Below are 16,826 nucleotides of genomic sequence, written 5' to 3'. Positions count from 1 at the left end.
CGGGGGCGTGCCCCGGCCGCCCCGTCGCGCCTCCCGGCCCCACAGCCGCCTGTGCCACTCTTTCCCCTGCTTCGGCGTCCGGCCAGGACGCCGGCAGCCGTACCTGAACCCCTGGCAGGGAGCGGGGAGCAGTCGAGGAACGAGGGAGTCGCATGAGCAGTGGGCAGAGCAGGAACACGGGCCGAATACGCGGCACCGGCAGCCGCCGCAGGAAGCCCTCCCGGGCGCGCCGGGTGAAGACCGTGGCCCTGTGGGGCGCCGCCGCCGTGGTCGTCGCGGGAGGATCAGGGCTCGGATACGCCTACTTCACGCTCAACGGCAATCTCAAGGGCGTCGACATCAACGCCGCCCTGGGCGCGGAGCGCCCCGACGACGTCGACAACGGTTCGCAGGACATCCTGGTGCTGGGCTCCGACTCCCGTTCGGGCGCCAACTCCGCGTACGGCGCCGACGAGGGCGCGGCGCGCTCGGACACCGCGATGGTCGTCCACGTGAACAAGGGCCACAAGTCCGCCGAAGTGGTCTCCGTCCCCCGGGACACCCTCGTCGACCGCCCCGCCTGCACCAGCGACACGACCGGCGAGCGGGTCGGTGCGGCGCAGCACGCGATGTTCAACACCGCGTACGAGGTCGGCGGCCCGGCCTGCGCGGTCAAGACGGTGGAGGCCATGTCCGGCATCCGCATGGACCACTACGTCGAGGTCGACTTCACCGGCTTCAAGAAGCTCGTCGACCGGCTCGGTGGCGTCGAGATCACCACCTCGCAGGCGATCGACGACTCCAAGAGCCACCTCCATCTGCAGCCCGGCACCCACACCCTGGGTGGGGAGCAGTCGCTCGGTCTCGTGCGCACCCGCAAGAGCGTCGGCGACGGCAGCGACCTGGGCCGCATCCAGCTCCAGCAGGCCTTCGTGAAGGCCCTGATGAACCAGGTGAAGAGCGTCGGGGTGTTCTCCGACCCCACGAAGCTCTTCGGTCTCGCCGACACCGCCACGAAGGCCGTTACCACCGACTCGGAGCTGGCCTCGGTCAAGAAGCTCACCGGCTTCGCGAACGGCCTCAAGGCCCTCGACCCGGCCCACGTCCACATGGTCACGCTGCCCGTGGAGTACGACCCCGCCGACCCGAACCGGGTGCTGCCCCAGGAGAAGGCCGGCAGGCAGGTGTGGACGGCCCTCGAGCACGACGAGCCGATCCCGGCGTCCGCCACCGAGACGTCGGCCGGCGACAAGGGCGACGCGGGAGACGTCGTGCGGTGAGGGCGTCCCGTCACCACGCGGGCGCGGAACGTTCGCGGGCAGTACGGGGAATACCCGCGCCCCGCCTCTCGTTTTGGGAGATACGGCCGGTCCTGGCAGACTGGTACGTCGGCCCCGGTTCACGGACGCGCAATCCGCGCGTACGACCCGGAGCCCTCCCGAAACTAGGAGACACCTTGAAGCGCGAGATTCACCCCCAGTACGTCGAGACGCAGGTCAGCTGCACCTGCGGTGCGTCGTTCACCACCCGGAGCACCCTTGAGGGCGGCGCGATCCGCGCCGACGTCTGCTCCGAGTGCCACCCGTTCTACACGGGCAAGCAGAAGATCCTCGACACCGGTGGCCGTGTGGCCCGCTTCGAGGCCCGCTTCGGCAAGGCCGCCGGCTCCGCCAGCAAGTAGCGAGCCACTGCGCCGGTTCCCGGCGCCCTCTTGCGGGGGCGCCGGGGCCGGCGTTTTTTCCGGCTGTACCGCCCGCCGGCGGCAGGCCGTCCAGCAGGCCCGCAGACGTATGACGCACGGAACCAGGAGCACCCGATGTTCGAGGCGGTCGAGGAACTGATCGGTGAGCACGCCGATCTCGAGAAGAGGCTCGCCGACCCGTCGGTCCACGCCGACCAGGCCAACGCGCGCAAGCTCAACAAGCGCTACGCGGAGCTGACCCCGATCGTCTCCACGTACCGGACCTGGAAGCGCGTCGGCGACGACATCGGCACCGCACGCGAGTTCGCCGCGGACGACCCGGACTTCGCCGCCGAGGTCAAGGTCCTGGAGAAGCAGCGCGACGAGATCACGGAGAAGCTCCGCCTCCTCCTGGTCCCGCGCGACCCCAGCGACGACAAGGACGTGCTCCTGGAGATCAAGGCGGGTGCGGGCGGCGACGAGTCCGCCCTGTTCGCCGGCGATCTGCTGCGCATGTACCTGAGGTACGCCGAGCGCGTCGGCTGGAAGACCGAGATCATCGACTCCACCGAGTCCGAGCTCGGCGGCTACAAGGACGTCCAGGTCGCCGTGAAGACCAAGGGCGGCAACGGCGCCACCGAACCCGGCCAGGGCGTCTGGGCCCGGATGAAGTACGAGGGCGGCGTGCACCGGGTGCAGCGCGTGCCCTCCACCGAGTCGCAGGGCCGCATCCACACCTCGGCCGCCGGTGTGCTGGTGACGCCCGAGGCGGAGGAGGTCGACGTCGAGATCCACGCCAACGACCTGCGCATCGACGTCTACCGCTCCTCGGGCCCCGGCGGCCAGTCCGTCAACACCACCGACTCCGCAGTGCGCATCACGCACCTGCCGACCGGTGTCGTCGCCTCCTGCCAGAACGAGAAGAGCCAGCTCCAGAACAAGGAGCAGGCCATGCGCATCCTGCGCTCCCGGCTGCTGGCCGCCGCCCAGGAAGCGGCCGAGCAGGAAGCCTCCGACGTACGCCGCAGCCAGGTCCGCACGGTCGACCGCTCCGAGAAGATCCGGACCTACAACTTCCCGGAAAACCGGATCTCGGACCACCGGGTCGGCTTCAAGGCGTACAACTTGGACCAGGTCCTGGACGGCGACCTCGACGCCGTCATCCAGGCCTGCGTCGACGCCGACTCGGCCGCCAAGCTCGCTGCCGCATAAGCTGCGTCCCACCCCCGTGAACCCGTACGGAGATCCGCGATGAACCTGCTGCTCGCCGAGGTGGCCCAGGCCACCCAGCGGCTGGCCGACGCCGGTGTCCCCTCGCCGCGATTCGATGCCGAGGAACTCGCCGCCTTCGTGCACGGCGTCAAGCGGGGTGAGCTGCACCGTGTGCCGGACGCCGACTTCGACGCCCGCTACTGGGAGACCGTCGCCCGCCGCGAGGCCCGCGAGCCGCTCCAGCACATCACCGGCCGCGCCTTCTTCCGCTACCTGGAGCTCCAGGTGGGACCCGGCGTCTTCGTGCCCCGTCCGGAGACCGAGTCGGTCGTCGGCTGGGCGATAGACGCGGTCCGCGCCATGGACGTCGTCGAGCCGCTCATCGTCGACCTCTGCACCGGTTCGGGCGCGATCGCCCTCGCCATGGCCCAGGAGGTTCCGCGCTCGCGCGTGCACGGCGTGGAGCTGTCCGAGGACGCCCTGAGGTGGACCCGGAAGAACGCCGAGGGGTCCAGGGTCACCGTCCACCGCGGGGACGCCCTCAGCGCCCTCCCGGAGCTCGACGGACAGGTCGACCTGGTCATCTCCAACCCGCCGTACATCCCTCTCACGGAGTGGGAGTACGTGGCGCCCGAGGCCCGCGACCACGACCCGCAGATGGCGCTCTTCTCCGGCGAGGACGGCCTCGACACCATCCGCGGCATCGAGCGCACCGCGCACCGCCTCCTGCGTCCCGGCGGGCTCGTCGTCATCGAGCACGCCGACACCCAGGGCGGCCAGGTGCCGTGGATCTTCACCGAGGAGCGGGGCTGGGCCGACGCGGCCGACCACCCCGACCTGAACAACCGGCCCCGGTTCGCGACGGCCCGCAAGGCCATGCCGTGACCGCCGGCACGCCGGAACCGCACGACGACCCCTACCCGCCAGACCCGCACATGTCCGAGGAGGCCGGCTGATGGCACGGCGATACGACTGCAACGACGCGACCGACCGTACGACCGGCCTGCGTGAGGCCGCGTCCGCCGTCCGCCGCGGTGAACTGGTCGTGCTGCCCACCGACACCGTGTACGGGATCGGTGCGGACGCCTTCAGCTCCGAGGGGGTCGCCGACCTGCTCGATGCCAAGGGCCGCGGCCGGAACATGCCGACCCCCGTCCTGATCGGCTCCCCGAACACCCTGCACGGCCTGGTCACGGACTTCTCCGAGCAGGCCTGGGAGCTCGTCGACGCCTTCTGGCCCGGCGCCCTGACGCTCGTCGCCAGGCATCAGCCGTCCCTCCAGTGGGACCTCGGCGACACCCGGGGCACGGTCGCCGTCCGGATGCCCCTGCACCCGGTCGCCATCGAACTCCTCACGGAGGTCGGCCCGATGGCCGTCTCCAGCGCCAACCTCACCGGACACCCCTCGCCCGAGGACTGCGACGCCGCTCAGGAGATGCTCGGGGACTCCGTCTCCGTCTACCTCGACGGCGGGCCGACCCCCGGGATCGTCCCGTCCTCGATCGTCGACGTCACCGGCAAGGTTCCTCTTCTCCTGCGGGCCGGAGCGCTCTCCGTCGAAGAGCTCCGCAAGGTGGTACCCGACCTCGAGGTGGCCAATTGACCGCCCCTGAGGGGCGTGGCATAGCGGGACGACACGACACTTTCCGCATCCTCCACGTCAGCACAGGCAACGTCTGCCGCTCGCCCATCACCGAGCGGCTGACCCGCCATGCCCTGGTGGACCGCCTCGGCGATCCGCTCAGCGGCGGCCTGATCGTGGAGAGCGCGGGCACCTGGGGGCACGAGGGCGCGCCCATGGAGGCCAACGCCGAGGTGGTCCTCGCCGACTTCGGTGCCGACGCCTCCGGCTTCGTCGGCCGCGAGCTGCTCGACGAGCACGTCATCCGCGCCGACCTCGTCCTCACCGCCACCCGCGACCACCGGGCCCAGGTGATCTCCATGGGGCACTCGGCGGGGCTGCGCACCTTCACGCTCAAGGAGTTCACCCGGCTCGTCAGGGCCATAGACCCCGCGACGCTGCCCGACGCGCACGAGGAGGGTGTCGTCGAACGCGCCCGCGCGCTGGTGCGCGCCGCGGCGGCGCTGCGCGGCTGGCTGCTCGCCCCCACCGCGGAGGCCGACGAGGTCTTCGACCCGTACGGCGCCCCGATCACGTTCTTCCGCTCCATCGGCGACGAGATCAACCAGGCACTCGACCCCGTGGTGACGGCGCTGACGGGCGTACGCGCCCCGCACTGACGGCTCCGGACGTGCGGGTGCGCCGACCGGCGTACGGGGCCGCACGGCAGCGGGCACTCCGCCCGGAGCGGGCCTACATTGGAGCTGGAAGCCGCTGTCCAACCCACGCTGGGCCCGGAATGCCGGGCACGGCCGCTCGTGGCGCAGCCGTAACGCCCTGATAGCTCCGCTATGAGGGCGCGCAGGCGCCCCGCGATCGACCGCACCGGGCGCGCCTCGAGCCGGTCCGGCGGCGGGAGTGGGGCGACGGCTCCCGACCAGTGCACCCCTCCTCAGGCCCGGAGCCGTCAGATGCCGGTCACCACTCCAGCCGCACCCGCCGCCGTGTCCCCGCCGGCCTCGTCCGGCGGCGCCATGCCGCAGGACTTCGGGGCCCTGTTCCGGCAGGACCCGGAGGTCGCGGGCATCCTGCTGGCCGAGACAGGCCGCCAGTCGAGCACGTTGCAGCTCATCGCCGCCGAGAACTTCACCTCACCCGCCGTCCTGGCCGCCCTCGGCTCCCCGCTCGCCAACAAGTACGCCGAGGGCTACCCCGGCGCCCGCCACCACGGCGGCTGCGAGCAGGCGGACGCCGCCGAACGTGTCGCGGTGCGGCGGGCCATGTCGCTGTTCGGCGCCGAGCACGCCAACGTCCAGCCGCACTCCGGCTCCTCCGCCGTCCTCGCCGCCTACGCGGCCCTGCTGCGCCCCGGAGACACCGTGCTGGCCATGGGGCTCCCGTACGGCGGGCACCTCACGCACGGAGCTCCCGCGAACTTCTCCGGCCGCTGGTTCGACTTCGCCGGTTACGGCGTCGACCCGGAGACCGGGCTGATCGACTACGCGCAGGTGCGCGCCCTGGCGCGGGCCCGCCGCCCCAAGGCGATCGTCTGCGGCTCGATCTCCTATCCCCGCCACCCCGACTACGAGGTCTTCCGTGAGATCGCCGACGAGGCGGGCGCCTACCTGATCGCCGACGCGGCCCACCCGATGGGCCTGATCGCCGGCGGAGCGGCACCCAGCCCGGTCCCGTACGCCGACGTGGTGTGCGCCACGACGCACAAGGTGCTGCGCGGACCCCGCGGCGGCATGATCCTGTGCGGCGTCGAACTGGCCCAGCGGATCGACCGAGCGGTGTTCCCGTTCAGCCAGGGCGGCGCCCAGATGCACACCGTCGCCGCCAAGGCCGTCGCGTTCGGGGAGGCGGCCACGCCGGCCTACGCGCTCTACGCCCACCAGGTGGTCGCCCACGCCCGCGTCCTCGCGGCGGCCCTGGAGGCCGAGGGCTTCGAGGTCACCACGGGCGGCACGGACACCCACATCGTCGTCGCGGACCCCGGGCCGCTGGGGGTCGACGGGCGTACCGCCCGTGAGCGCCTCGCGGCCGCCGGTGTGGTTCTCGACACCTGCGCGCTGCCCCACGGGGACGGCCGCGGCATCCGGCTCGGTACCGCGGCCGTCACCACCCAGGGGATGGACGACGCGGACATGGCACAGATCGCCGCCCTGATCGGCGCGGCGGTGCGGGAGGAGGACGACGCCGGGCGGCTGCGGGCCGAGGTGCGCGGCCTGGCGGAGCGCAATCCGCCCTATCCGGCGTAGCCGAAGCCCGTGCAACCATCACCCGTACCTCGGTGTCCTTGTACATGGGACTAGGGTGTGGGGCTGAGATGGCCGGCGAAATCTGTGGGGCAGCCCGTGCGTGATTACCTGCTGACGCTCTGTGTCACGGCCGCAGTTACCTATCTGCTGACCGGGCCGGTGCGGAAGTTCGCCATCGCGGTCGGGGCGATGCCCGCGATCCGTGCGCGTGACGTACACCGAGAACCGACACCGCGGCTCGGTGGCATCGCCATGTTCGGCGGACTGTGCGCGGGACTGATCGTCGCCGACCACCTGTTCAATCTGAACGGTGTCTTCGAACTCTCCAACGAGCCGCGGGCCCTGCTCTCCGGCGCCGCGCTGATCTGGCTGATCGGCGTCCTGGACGACAAGTTCGAGATCGACGCCCTGATCAAGCTCGGCGGGCAGATGATCGCCGCCGCCGTCATGGTCATCCAGGGTCTGACGATCCTGTGGCTGCCGATCCCCGGGGTCGGCACGGTGGCCCTGACCCAGTGGCAGGGGACGCTGCTCACCGTCGCGCTGGTCGTGATCACCATCAACGCGGTGAACTTCGTCGACGGCCTGGACGGTCTCGCGGCCGGCATGGTGTGCATCGCCTCCGCCGCGTTCTTCCTGTACACCTACCGGCTCTGGTACGGGTACGGGATCGAGGCCGCGGCCCCGGCGACGCTCTTCGCCGCCGTCCTGATGGGCATGTGCCTGGGCTTCCTGCCGCACAACATGCACCCTGCCCGGATCTTCATGGGCGACTCCGGTTCGATGCTGATCGGTCTGGTGCTCGCCGCCGGCGCGATCTCCGTCACCGGCCAGGTCGACCCGGACGCGATGAAGCTCTTCGAGGGCAGCGAACGGCAGGCGACCCACGCGATGCTGCCGGTCTTCATCCCGCTGTTGCTGCCGCTGACGATCATCGCCATCCCGGCCGCCGACCTCATCCTCGCGATCGTGCGGCGCACCTGGAACGGCCAGTCGCCGTTCGCGGCCGACCGCGGGCACCTGCACCACCGGCTGCTGGAGATCGGGCACTCGCACAGCCGGTCCGTCCTGATCATGTACTTCTGGTCCGCGCTCATCGCGTTCGGCGCCGTCGGGTACTCCGTGCACTCGGCCTCGCTGTGGATCGTGCTCGTGGTCGTCGGACTCAGCGCCGTGGGCCTGGTCCTGCTGCTGATGCCACGATTCACGCCGCGTGCTCCGCGCTGGGCCGAGAGGTTCGTGCCCCCGCGCTACCGGCGCCGCCGCCGTGACTCCGCGCAGGACGAGCCGGTGGACGGGCCGGAGCCGGCCGCGGACGGGGAGGCGGAGGACCGGCATCTGCCCGGCGGCTCGCACCTGGCGTCCGGGGCCCCGGACCGGGCCCCGGTGGCCGTGGGGGTGTCCGGCGTCAACGGAGCGACCGCGATCGGCCCCCGTTCGCGCTTCGCCGCTCGGGATCGTGCCGATTCCTCGCGTTGACGATTCGGACGCCAAGGTTCATTACCACACAAGGTGCCGTGATGTTCTGCACACACGCGCGGGTTAACTCTCATGTGTGACAGCGAGCACACCTTTCGGGTAAAGACCTCATCAAATAGTTTGTGATACCGTTCACTAAGCCCGGTGACGGAGCCGAAGGGACCTCGAGAGACGGTTCCTCGGCCGGAGGTACCGACTCGTACCGGGCCTACGCTCGTCCCTGACGACCACTGCCCACCCCCTGCAAAGCGGAGTTACCGCCATGCCGTCCAACGACGTCCGGACTCTCCTCCACACCGCCGTGCCCACTGCTGTCGCCGGTGCCGTCACCGTCGCCGTCAGCGGTGCGGTCGCGGGTGGCAAGGGGGCGATCGGAGCGGCGGTCGGGACGCTGGTGGTGATCCTCTTCATGGGGATCGGTCTCACCGTCCTCCAGCGCACCGCGAAGTCGCTGCCGCACCTGTTCCAGTCCATGGGGCTCGCCCTCTACACGACCGAGCTGCTGCTGCTCTTCGTCTTCGTGGCCGCATTCAAGGACACGACGCTCTTCAACCCGAGGGCCTTCGCCGCGGCGATCATCGTCGCGACGCTCTCCTGGGTCGCCGCTCAGATCCGCGTCCACATGAAGACCAAGATCCTCTATGTCGAACCGGAACCGTCCGTGGCCAAGAAGCCCCAGAACACGGGGTCTTCGTCGTGAGGGGTAGGGCCGGGATAAGCGGGCGTTCGAGACCCTGCTATCGTCCGGTGCCAACTGCGGCACTGCGGGCGCGGGCATCCGATCCGAATCGACGCCCGCTCCGACGCGAGGCGTAATGCCTGAGCCGCCCCCCATCCGTAACACCAGTCCAGTGCCGACCAGCGGCTGCCTGCCGCGCCGACACAACGAGGTTGCCGTACCTATGCGCCACGCTGAAGGAGCCCGCGGTGAGTGCTGACCCGACGACGGTGCTCGCCTTCGAGACCGACTGCCACATCTTCGACGGATGCGGCTTCCCGGCTCCTGGCCTGCACTCCTTTGTTTTCGAGCCGATGTTCACCGTCGGCGGCATCGAGATCAACAAGCCGATGCTGCTGGCGGTCCTGAGCACCGTTGTCGTCGTCGGCTTCTTCTGGGCGGCGTTCAACAAGCCGAAGCTGGTGCCCGGAAAGCTCCAGATGGTCGCCGAGGCGGGTTACGACTTCATCCGCACCGGCGTGGTCTACGAGACGCTCGGCAAGCGTGAGGGCAAGAAGTACGTGCCCCTCATGGTGTCGCTCTTCTTCTTCATCTGGATCATGAACCTCTGGGCGATCATCCCGCTCGCCCAGTTCCCGGTGGTCTCGGTCATCGGTTTCCCGGTGGCGCTGGCCGCGATCGTGTACGTCCTCTGGGTCAGCCTGACCTTCAAGCGGCACGGCTTCGTCGGCGGCTGGAAGAACATCTCCGGCTACGACCCGTCGATCGGCCCGGCGCTCCCGTTCGTCATGCTCATCGAGATCATGTCGAACCTGCTGATCCGGCCCTTCACCCACGCCGTGCGACTCTTCGCCAACATGTTCGCCGGCCACGTGCTGCTGCTGATCTTCACGATCGCCAGCTGGTACCTGCTGAACGGCATCGGCATCGCCTACGCCGGTGTCTCGTTCGTGATGACCATCCTGATGACCGCCTTCGAGCTCTTCATCCAGGCGCTGCAGGCCTACGTGTTCGTGCTTCTGGCCTGCAACTACATTCAGGGCGCTCTCGCCGAGCACCACTGAGCAGCCAGCTCCACCCCCGATAGTCGTCCGGTGGCCAACCCCCACCGGTTCTGAAAGAGAAGGAAGAAACGGCATGTCCGCTCTTGAGACCCTCGCCGCCGTCAACATCACGGGCAACCTCGGTTCCATCGGCTACGGCCTCGCCGCGATCGGCCCCGGCGTCGGCGTCGGCATCATCTTCGGTAACGGCACCCAGGCGCTGGCCCGCCAGCCCGAAGCTGCCGGCCTGATCCGCTCGAACCAGATCCTCGGCTTCGTCCTCTGTGAGGCGCTCGCCCTGATCGGTCTCGTCATGCCCTTCGTCTACCCGGTCGACTAAGTCGCGGCATTCCGACTGCCCGATGCGACGAAAGGCATTGATGTGAACGCCCTACAGCTGGCGGCCGAGGAAGAGATCCAGAACCCGCTGCTTCCGGCGATCCCTGAGATCGTCATCGGCCTGATCGCCTTCGCCATCGTCTTCGGCTTCCTCGCCAAGAAGCTCCTCCCGAACATCAACAAGGTTCTGGAAGAGCGCCGCGAGGCCATCGAAGGCGGTATCGAGAAGGCCGATGCGGCCCAGACCGAGGCCCAGAGCGTTCTTGAGCAGTACAAGGCTCAGCTCGCCGAGGCCCGCCACGAGGCCGCCCGTCTGCGCCAGGAGGCGCAGGAGCAGGGTGCCGTCATCATCCAGGAGATGAGGGCGGAAGGTCAGCGGCAGCGCGAGGAGATCATCGCCGCCGGCCATGCCCAGATCGAGGCCGACCGCAAGGCCGCGGCCTCGGCGCTGCGTCAGGACGTGGGCTCACTCGCCACCGCCCTGGCCGGCAAGCTCGTCGGCGAGTCCCTCGAGGACCACGCCCGGCAGAGCGGCACCGTCGACCGATTCCTCGACGAGCTCGAGGCGAAGGCCGAGGCTGTCCGATGAACGGAGCGAGCCGCGAGGCACTGGCTGCCGCACGTGAGCGTCTCGACGCGCTGACCGACTCCACGTCGGTCGACGCGGCGAAGCTCGCCGAAGAGCTGGCCGCCGTCACCGCGCTGCTCCACCGCGAGGTGTCGCTGCGCCGGGTCCTGACCGACCCGTCGCAGGGCGGCGAGGCCAAGGCCGAGCTGGCCGGACGGCTGCTGCGCGGTCAGGTCGGCGGCGAAGCCGTGGACCTGGTGTCCGGCATGGTCCGCTCCCGCTGGTCGCAGTCGCGTGACCTGGTCGACTCGGTCGAGGAACTGGCGAACACCGCGGACTTCACCGCCGCCCAGCGCGCGGGTGTCCTGGACGACGTCGAGGACGAGCTGTTCCGGTTCGGCCGGATCGTCGGCTCGGACGTGGCACTGCGGTCCGCCCTGACCAGCAAGTCCGCGCCGGCCTCCGCCAAGGGTGAGCTGCTGCGCAGCCTGCTCGGCGGAAAGGCGCAGCCCGTCACCGAGCGCGTGGTCACGCGTCTCGTGACGCAGCCCCGTGGACGTAGCCTGGAAGCGGGACTCGAGTCCCTGTCCAGGCTCGCCGCGGAGCGCCGGGACCGCACGGTCGCCGTCGTCACCTCGGCGGTGCCGCTGTCCGATCGCCAGAAGCAGCGCCTCGGCGCCGCCCTGGCGAAGATCTACGGCCGGCAGATGCACCTGAACCTGGACGTGGACCCCGAAGTCCTCGGCGGGATCTCGGTGCGCGTTGGTGACGAGGTCATCAACGGCACGATCGCGGAGCGCCTCGAAGAGGTCACCCGCAGGATGGCCGGCTGACAGCGCGCAGCGCCACACCGCACCAACTGAACGAGCAAGAACAGCGGCCCGGTTGGGCCGTGCAGAAATTGCAGAAGATTCCTGGGGGTCGCCCCCAGACCCCATTGAGAAACTTCGGGCCCAACAAGGAGAGCAGGGAACCCAGATGGCGGAGCTCACGATCCGGCCGGAGGAGATCCGGGACGCACTGGATAACTTCGTCCAGTCGTACCAGCCGGACGCGGCCTCGCGCGAGGAGGTCGGTACGGTCAGCGTTGCCGGTGACGGCATCGCGAAGGTGGAGGGCCTGCCCTCCGCCATGGCGAACGAGCTGCTGAAGTTCGAGGACGGAACCCTCGGTCTCGCCCTCAACCTCGAGGAGCGCGAGATCGGTGCGATCGTCCTCGGCGAGTTCAGCGGAATCGAGGAGGGCCAGCCGGTGCAGCGCACCGGTGAGGTGCTCTCCGTCGGCGTCGGCGAGGGTTACCTCGGCCGCGTCGTCGACCCGCTCGGCAACCCGATCGACGGTCTCGGCGAGATCGCGACCGAAAGTCGTCGCGCCCTCGAGCTGCAGGCCCCCGGCGTCATGGTCCGCAAGTCGGTCCACGAGCCGATGCAGACCGGCTACAAGGCCGTCGACGCCATGGTGCCGATCGGCCGCGGCCAGCGTCAGCTGATCATCGGCGACCGTCAGACGGGTAAGACCGCTCTGGCCGTCGACACGATCATCAACCAGCGCGACAACTGGCGCTCGGGCGACGTGAACAAGCAGGTGCGCTGCATCTACGTCGCCATCGGTCAGAAGGGCTCCACCATCGCCTCCGTGCGCGGTGCCCTCGAAGAGGCCGGCGCGCTCGAGTACACGACCATCGTCGCCGCCCCGGCGTCCGACCCGGCCGGCTTCAAGTACCTGGCGCCGTACACCGGTTCGGCCATCGGCCAGCACTGGATGTACGCCGGCAAGCACGTCCTCATCATCTTCGACGACCTCTCGAAGCAGGCCGACGCCTACCGCGCCGTGTCGCTTCTGCTGCGCCGTCCGCCGGGCCGCGAGGCCTACCCGGGCGACGTCTTCTACCTGCACTCGCGTCTGCTGGAGCGCTGCGCCAAGCTCTCCGACGACATGGGCGCCGGTTCGATGACGGGCCTCCCGATCGTCGAGACCAAGGCGAACGACGTGTCGGCGTTCATCCCGACCAACGTCATCTCCATCACCGACGGCCAGTGCTTCCTGGAGTCCGACCTGTTCAACGCGGGTCAGCGTCCGGCGCTCAACGTCGGTATCTCGGTCTCCCGAGTCGGTGGCTCCGCCCAGCACAAGGCCATGAAGCAGGTCTCCGGCCGTCTGCGCGTGGACCTCGCCCAGTACCGCGAGCTGGAGGCGTTCGCCGCCTTCGGTTCCGACCTGGACGCGGCCTCCAAGGCGTCGCTGGAGCGCGGTAAGCGCATGGTCGAGCTGCTGAAGCAGCCCCAGTACGCGCCGTTCCCGATGGAGGAGCAGGTCGTCTCCGTCTGGGCCGGTACCACGGGCAAGATGGACGACGTCCCGGTCGAGGACATCCGCCGCTTCGAGAGCGAGCTGCTGGAGTACCTGCGCCGCGAGCGCAAGGACCTCCTGACCAGCATCGCCGAGGGCGGCAAGATGTCCGACGACACGCTGCAGTCGATCGCCGACGCGATCGCCGCCTTCAAGCAGCAGTTCGAGACCTCGGACGGCAAGCTCCTGGGCGAGGGCTGATCGATGGGCGCTCAGCTTCGCGTTTACAAGCGCCGCATCCAAGCCGTCACCGCGACCAAGAAGATCACCAAGGCGATGGAGATGATCGCCGCCTCGCGCATCGTCAAGGCGCAGCGCAAGGTGGCGGCGTCGATGCCGTACGCGACCGAGCTCACCCGTGCGGTGACCGCGGTCGCGACCGGCTCGAACACCAGGCATCCCCTCACCACCGAGGCCGAGGCTCCGGCCCGGGCCGCGGTCCTGCTCCTCACGAGCGACCGCGGTCTGGCCGGCGGCTACTCCTCCAACGCCATCAAGGCGGCGGAGCGGCTGCGGGAGCGGCTGGCGGCCGAGGGCAAGGAGGTCGACACGTACATCGTCGGCCGCAAGGGTGTCGCCTACTACGGCTTCCGTGAGCGCAAGGTCGCGGCCTCGTGGACGGGCTTCACCGACAGCCCCGAGTACTCGGACGCCAAGAAGATCGCCGCGCCCCTGATCGAGTCCATCCAGAAGGACACGGCCGAGGGCGGGGTCGACGAACTGCACATCGTCTTCACCGAGTTCGTCTCGATGATGACGCAGAACGCGGTCGACGGCCGGATGCTGCCGCTGTCGCTCGACGAGAGCGAGGACGAGAGCACCGAGAAGGGCGAGATCCTTCCGCTGTTCGAGTTCGAGCCGTCGGCCGAGGACGTCCTCGACGCCCTTCTGCCGCGCTACGTCGAGAGCCGCATCTACAACGCACTGCTGCAGGCGGCCGCTTCCGAGCACGCCGCCCGCCGCCGCGCGATGAAGTCGGCGACCGACAACGCCGGGGACCTCATCAAGAGCCTCTCCCGGCTTGCCAACGCGGCCCGCCAGGCCGAAATCACCCAGGAAATCAGCGAGATCGTCGGCGGTGCAGGTGCTCTGGCCGACGCGTCCGCGGGGAGTGACAAGTAATGACGACGACAGTTGAGACGGCCGCTGCCACGGGCCGCGTCGCCCGGGTCATCGGCCCGGTCGTCGACGTGGAGTTCCCCGTCGACGCGATGCCGGAGATCTACAACGCCCTGCACGTCGAGGTCGACGACCCGGCCGAGGCCGGTGCGCGCAAGCTGCTGACCCTCGAGGTCGCCCAGCACCTGGGTGACGGCGTGGTCCGCGCGATCTCGATGCAGCCCACCGACGGTCTGGTTCGCCAGGCCGCGGTGACCGACACGGGCGCGGGCATCACCGTCCCCGTCGGTGACGTGACCAAGGGCAAGGTGTTCAACACCCTCGGTCAGATCCTGAACGAGCCGGAGGCCGAGGCGCAGATCACCGAGCGCTGGCCGATCCACCGCAAGGCCCCGGCCTTCGACCAGCTCGAGTCGAAGACCGAGATGTTCGAGACCGGCCTGAAGGTCGTCGACCTGCTGACCCCGTATGTCAAGGGCGGCAAGATCGGTCTGTTCGGTGGTGCGGGCGTCGGCAAGACGGTCCTCATCCAGGAAATGATCATGCGTGTGGCGAAGCTGCACGACGGTGTGTCGGTGTTCGCCGGTGTCGGCGAGCGCACCCGTGAGGGCAACGACCTCATCGACGAGATGACCGAGTCGGGCGTCCTGGACAAGACCGCGCTGGTCTTCGGCCAGATGGACGAGCCGCCGGGCACCCGTCTGCGGGTCGCGCTGTCCGCCCTGACCATGGCGGAGTACTTCCGCGATGTGCAGAAGCAGGACGTGCTGCTCTTCATCGACAACATCTTCCGTTTCACGCAGGCCGGTTCCGAGGTCTCCACGCTGCTCGGGCGCATGCCGTCCGCGGTGGGTTACCAGCCGACCCTGGCCGACGAGATGGGTGTGCTCCAGGAGCGCATCACCTCGACGCGTGGTCACTCGATCACCTCCATGCAGGCGATCTACGTCCCCGCGGACGACCTGACCGACCCGGCCCCGGCCACCACGTTCGCCCACCTCGACGCGACGACGGTTCTCTCCCGTCCGATCTCCGAGAAGGGCATCTACCCGGCCGTGGACCCGCTGGACTCGACGTCCCGCATCCTGGACCCGCGCTACATCGCGCAGGACCACTACGAGGCCGCCAGTCGCGTCAAGGGGATCCTCCAGAAGTACAAGGACCTCCAGGACATCATCGCGATCCTCGGTATCGACGAGCTGGGCGAGGAGGACAAGCTCGTTGTCCACCGTGCCCGTCGCGTCGAGCGCTTCCTGTCGCAGAACACCCACGCCGCCAAGCAGTTCACCGGCCTGGACGGTTCGGACGTTCCGCTCGACGAGTCGATCGCCGCGTTCAACGCGATCTGCGACGGGGAGTACGACCACTTCCCCGAGCAGGCGTTCTTCATGTGCGGTGGCATTGACGACCTCAAGGCCAAGGCCAAGGAGCTCGGCGTCTCCTGAGCCTCCGGCTCACCGAGGGGGGTGGGTGTGTCCCGCCCCCCTCACCACGCCCCGTAGAATCGAAACGACACCCGGCACGACCGCCGGGTGGTGACCCGAGGAGCCACCCTTGGCTGCTGAGCTGCATGTCGAGCTGGTCGCCGCGGACCGCAGTGTCTGGTCCGGCGAGGCCACCCTCGTTGTCGCACGTACCACGTCCGGCGACATCGGCGTCATGCCCGGTCACCAGCCGCTCCTGGGTGTGCTGGAATCGGGCCCGGTGACGATCCGTACGAGCGACGGCGGGACGGTCGTCGCCGCTGTGCACGGCGGCTTCATCTCGTTCGCCGACAACAAGCTTTCGCTGCTCGCGGAGATCGCCGAGCTGGCGGACGAGATCGACGTCCAGCGCGCCGAGCGTGCGCTGGAGCGTGCGAAGTCGGACACGGACGCCGCTTCCGAGCGGCGCGCCGATGTGCGACTGCGTGCGGTGGCGGCGCACTGAGCGTCCCCACGAGATGTTTTGACTCAGCCGCGGCCCGTTCCGGAATCATCCGGAGCGTGTCGCGGCTGAGGCGATGCAGGTGCAGTCCGGTTCGGCTCGGTTCGGTATCCGTTACTCGACGATGCGAGGAGGTCGGTGGAGATGGTCCTCGCTTTGTGGGTGGGCGGCCTGGTCGTCGTGCTGGTCGCGGTGGGTCTGTTCGTCTTCGGTCTGCGCAGGCGGCTGATCCAGCGGTCCGGCGGAACCTTCGACTGCAGCCTGCGCTGGGACGTGTCCGAGGAGCCCGATCCGTCCGGCAAGGGATGGGTGTACGGCGTCGCCCGCTACAGCGGTGACCGCGTCGACTGGTTCCGGGTCTTCTCCTACGCCCCCCGCCCGCGCCGGGGTCTGGAGCGCTCCGCCATCGAGGTGGTCGCGCGCCGGCTGCCCGAGGGCGAGGAGGAGCTGGCGCTCCTGTCCGACTCCGTCGTGCTCGGCTGTCTCCACCGGGGGACGCGCCTGGAGCTGGCGATGAGCGAGGACGCGCTGACCGGTTTCCTCGCCTGGTTGGAGGCGGCACCGCCCGGCCAGCGAGTCAATGTGGCCTGAGTGCCTGAGTGCCTGAGTGCCTGAGTGCCTGAGGCACTG

Annotated in this window: 18 protein-coding genes; all 18 read left to right on the top strand. The window is 69.4% G+C overall.

The window, feature by feature from the left end; all coding sequences use genetic code 11:
* The first annotated feature begins 152 nt into the window (after positions 1-152).
* A complete protein-coding gene (locus QFZ58_RS12245) occupies positions 153-1,259 on the top strand; it encodes an LCP family protein (protein WP_307124954.1) in 1,107 nt (368 codons plus the stop codon).
* A 176-nt stretch (positions 1,260-1,435) separates the two neighbouring features.
* Complete coding sequence (rpmE, locus tag QFZ58_RS12240) at positions 1,436-1,660, top strand: 50S ribosomal protein L31 (RefSeq protein ID WP_056794327.1); 225 nt, start codon at positions 1,436-1,438, stop codon at positions 1,658-1,660.
* A 135-nt stretch (positions 1,661-1,795) separates the two neighbouring features.
* The gene (gene prfA / locus QFZ58_RS12235; RefSeq protein ID WP_307124953.1) at positions 1,796-2,872 is read left to right on the top strand and encodes a peptide chain release factor 1; all 1,077 of its coding nucleotides are present in this window, start codon (positions 1,796-1,798) and stop codon (positions 2,870-2,872) included.
* Positions 2,873-2,911: 39 nt separating this feature from the next.
* Positions 2,912-3,757 carry a peptide chain release factor N(5)-glutamine methyltransferase gene (gene prmC / locus QFZ58_RS12230; protein WP_307124952.1) on the top strand — a complete coding sequence of 282 codons (846 nt, stop codon included), beginning with the start codon at positions 2,912-2,914 and terminating at the stop codon, positions 3,755-3,757.
* Positions 3,758-3,827: 70 nt separating this feature from the next.
* The gene (locus QFZ58_RS12225; protein ID WP_307124951.1) at positions 3,828-4,475 is read left to right on the top strand and encodes an L-threonylcarbamoyladenylate synthase; all 648 of its coding nucleotides are present in this window, start codon (positions 3,828-3,830) and stop codon (positions 4,473-4,475) included.
* Positions 4,472-5,113 (top strand): protein-tyrosine-phosphatase, encoded by a 642-nt coding sequence (locus tag QFZ58_RS12220; protein ID WP_307124950.1) that lies wholly within the window; start codon positions 4,472-4,474, stop codon positions 5,111-5,113. Before QFZ58_RS12225 ends, QFZ58_RS12220 begins: the two co-directional genes overlap by 4 nt.
* A 291-nt stretch (positions 5,114-5,404) precedes the next feature.
* Complete coding sequence (glyA, locus tag QFZ58_RS12215; protein ID WP_307124949.1) at positions 5,405-6,694, top strand: serine hydroxymethyltransferase; 1,290 nt, start codon at positions 5,405-5,407, stop codon at positions 6,692-6,694.
* 84 nt (positions 6,695-6,778) lie between these two features.
* Positions 6,779-8,173, top strand: coding sequence for an MraY family glycosyltransferase (locus QFZ58_RS12210; RefSeq protein WP_307124948.1), 1,395 nt, complete (start codon positions 6,779-6,781; stop codon positions 8,171-8,173).
* Between the two features lie 262 nt (positions 8,174-8,435).
* A complete protein-coding gene (locus QFZ58_RS12205) occupies positions 8,436-8,873 on the top strand; it encodes a hypothetical protein (RefSeq protein WP_307124947.1) in 438 nt (145 codons plus the stop codon).
* A gap of 227 nt (positions 8,874-9,100) precedes the next feature.
* On the top strand, positions 9,101-9,916 hold the full coding sequence (gene atpB, locus QFZ58_RS12200) for a F0F1 ATP synthase subunit A (RefSeq protein WP_307124946.1): 816 nt from the start codon (positions 9,101-9,103) through the stop codon (positions 9,914-9,916).
* A gap of 73 nt (positions 9,917-9,989) precedes the next feature.
* Entirely contained in the window at positions 9,990-10,235 is a 246-nt protein-coding gene (gene atpE, locus QFZ58_RS12195) for an ATP synthase F0 subunit C (RefSeq protein WP_014048348.1), read from the top strand.
* A gap of 42 nt (positions 10,236-10,277) precedes the next feature.
* Positions 10,278-10,823, top strand: a complete 546-nt coding sequence (locus QFZ58_RS12190; protein ID WP_073745251.1) for a F0F1 ATP synthase subunit B — start codon at positions 10,278-10,280, stop codon at positions 10,821-10,823.
* A complete protein-coding gene (locus QFZ58_RS12185; protein WP_307124945.1) occupies positions 10,820-11,635 on the top strand; it encodes a F0F1 ATP synthase subunit delta in 816 nt (271 codons plus the stop codon). The genes QFZ58_RS12190 and QFZ58_RS12185 overlap by 4 nt, the downstream gene beginning before the upstream one ends.
* 145 nt (positions 11,636-11,780) lie before the next feature.
* The gene (gene atpA, locus QFZ58_RS12180) at positions 11,781-13,352 is read left to right on the top strand and encodes a F0F1 ATP synthase subunit alpha (protein ID WP_307124944.1); all 1,572 of its coding nucleotides are present in this window, start codon (positions 11,781-11,783) and stop codon (positions 13,350-13,352) included.
* A 3-nt stretch (positions 13,353-13,355) separates the two neighbouring features.
* A complete protein-coding gene (locus QFZ58_RS12175) occupies positions 13,356-14,273 on the top strand; it encodes a F0F1 ATP synthase subunit gamma (RefSeq protein WP_307124943.1) in 918 nt (305 codons plus the stop codon).
* On the top strand, positions 14,273-15,715 hold the full coding sequence (atpD, locus tag QFZ58_RS12170) for a F0F1 ATP synthase subunit beta (protein WP_307124942.1): 1,443 nt from the start codon (positions 14,273-14,275) through the stop codon (positions 15,713-15,715). The genes QFZ58_RS12175 and atpD overlap by 1 nt, the downstream gene beginning before the upstream one ends.
* 109 nt (positions 15,716-15,824) lie before the next feature.
* A complete protein-coding gene (locus QFZ58_RS12165) occupies positions 15,825-16,199 on the top strand; it encodes a F0F1 ATP synthase subunit epsilon (RefSeq protein WP_307124941.1) in 375 nt (124 codons plus the stop codon).
* A gap of 141 nt (positions 16,200-16,340) precedes the next feature.
* Positions 16,341-16,787 carry a DUF2550 domain-containing protein gene (locus QFZ58_RS12160; RefSeq protein ID WP_307124940.1) on the top strand — a complete coding sequence of 149 codons (447 nt, stop codon included), beginning with the start codon at positions 16,341-16,343 and terminating at the stop codon, positions 16,785-16,787.
* Positions 16,788-16,826: the final 39 nt, after the last annotated feature.

It is taken from the genome of Streptomyces sp. B1I3, assembly GCF_030816615.1.
Classification (GTDB): domain Bacteria; phylum Actinomycetota; class Actinomycetes; order Streptomycetales; family Streptomycetaceae; genus Streptomyces.
This window is presented reverse-complemented; position numbering and strand designations above follow the sequence as displayed.

Coding starts and splice junctions, on each gene's coding strand:
- QFZ58_RS12245 (WP_307124954.1), top strand. CDS start 153: ATGAGCAGTGGGCAGAGCAGGAACACGGGCCGAATACGCGGCACCGGC.
- prfA (WP_307124953.1), top strand. CDS start 1,796: ATGTTCGAGGCGGTCGAGGAACTGATCGGTGAGCACGCCGATCTCGAG.
- prmC (WP_307124952.1), top strand. CDS start 2,912: ATGAACCTGCTGCTCGCCGAGGTGGCCCAGGCCACCCAGCGGCTGGCC.
- QFZ58_RS12225 (WP_307124951.1), top strand. CDS start 3,828: ATGGCACGGCGATACGACTGCAACGACGCGACCGACCGTACGACCGGC.
- glyA (WP_307124949.1), top strand. CDS start 5,405: ATGCCGGTCACCACTCCAGCCGCACCCGCCGCCGTGTCCCCGCCGGCC.
- QFZ58_RS12205 (WP_307124947.1), top strand. CDS start 8,436: ATGCCGTCCAACGACGTCCGGACTCTCCTCCACACCGCCGTGCCCACT.
- atpE (WP_014048348.1), top strand. CDS start 9,990: ATGTCCGCTCTTGAGACCCTCGCCGCCGTCAACATCACGGGCAACCTC.
- QFZ58_RS12185 (WP_307124945.1), top strand. CDS start 10,820: ATGAACGGAGCGAGCCGCGAGGCACTGGCTGCCGCACGTGAGCGTCTC.
- atpA (WP_307124944.1), top strand. CDS start 11,781: ATGGCGGAGCTCACGATCCGGCCGGAGGAGATCCGGGACGCACTGGAT.
- QFZ58_RS12175 (WP_307124943.1), top strand. CDS start 13,356: ATGGGCGCTCAGCTTCGCGTTTACAAGCGCCGCATCCAAGCCGTCACC.
- atpD (WP_307124942.1), top strand. CDS start 14,273: ATGACGACGACAGTTGAGACGGCCGCTGCCACGGGCCGCGTCGCCCGG.
- QFZ58_RS12160 (WP_307124940.1), top strand. CDS start 16,341: ATGGTCCTCGCTTTGTGGGTGGGCGGCCTGGTCGTCGTGCTGGTCGCG.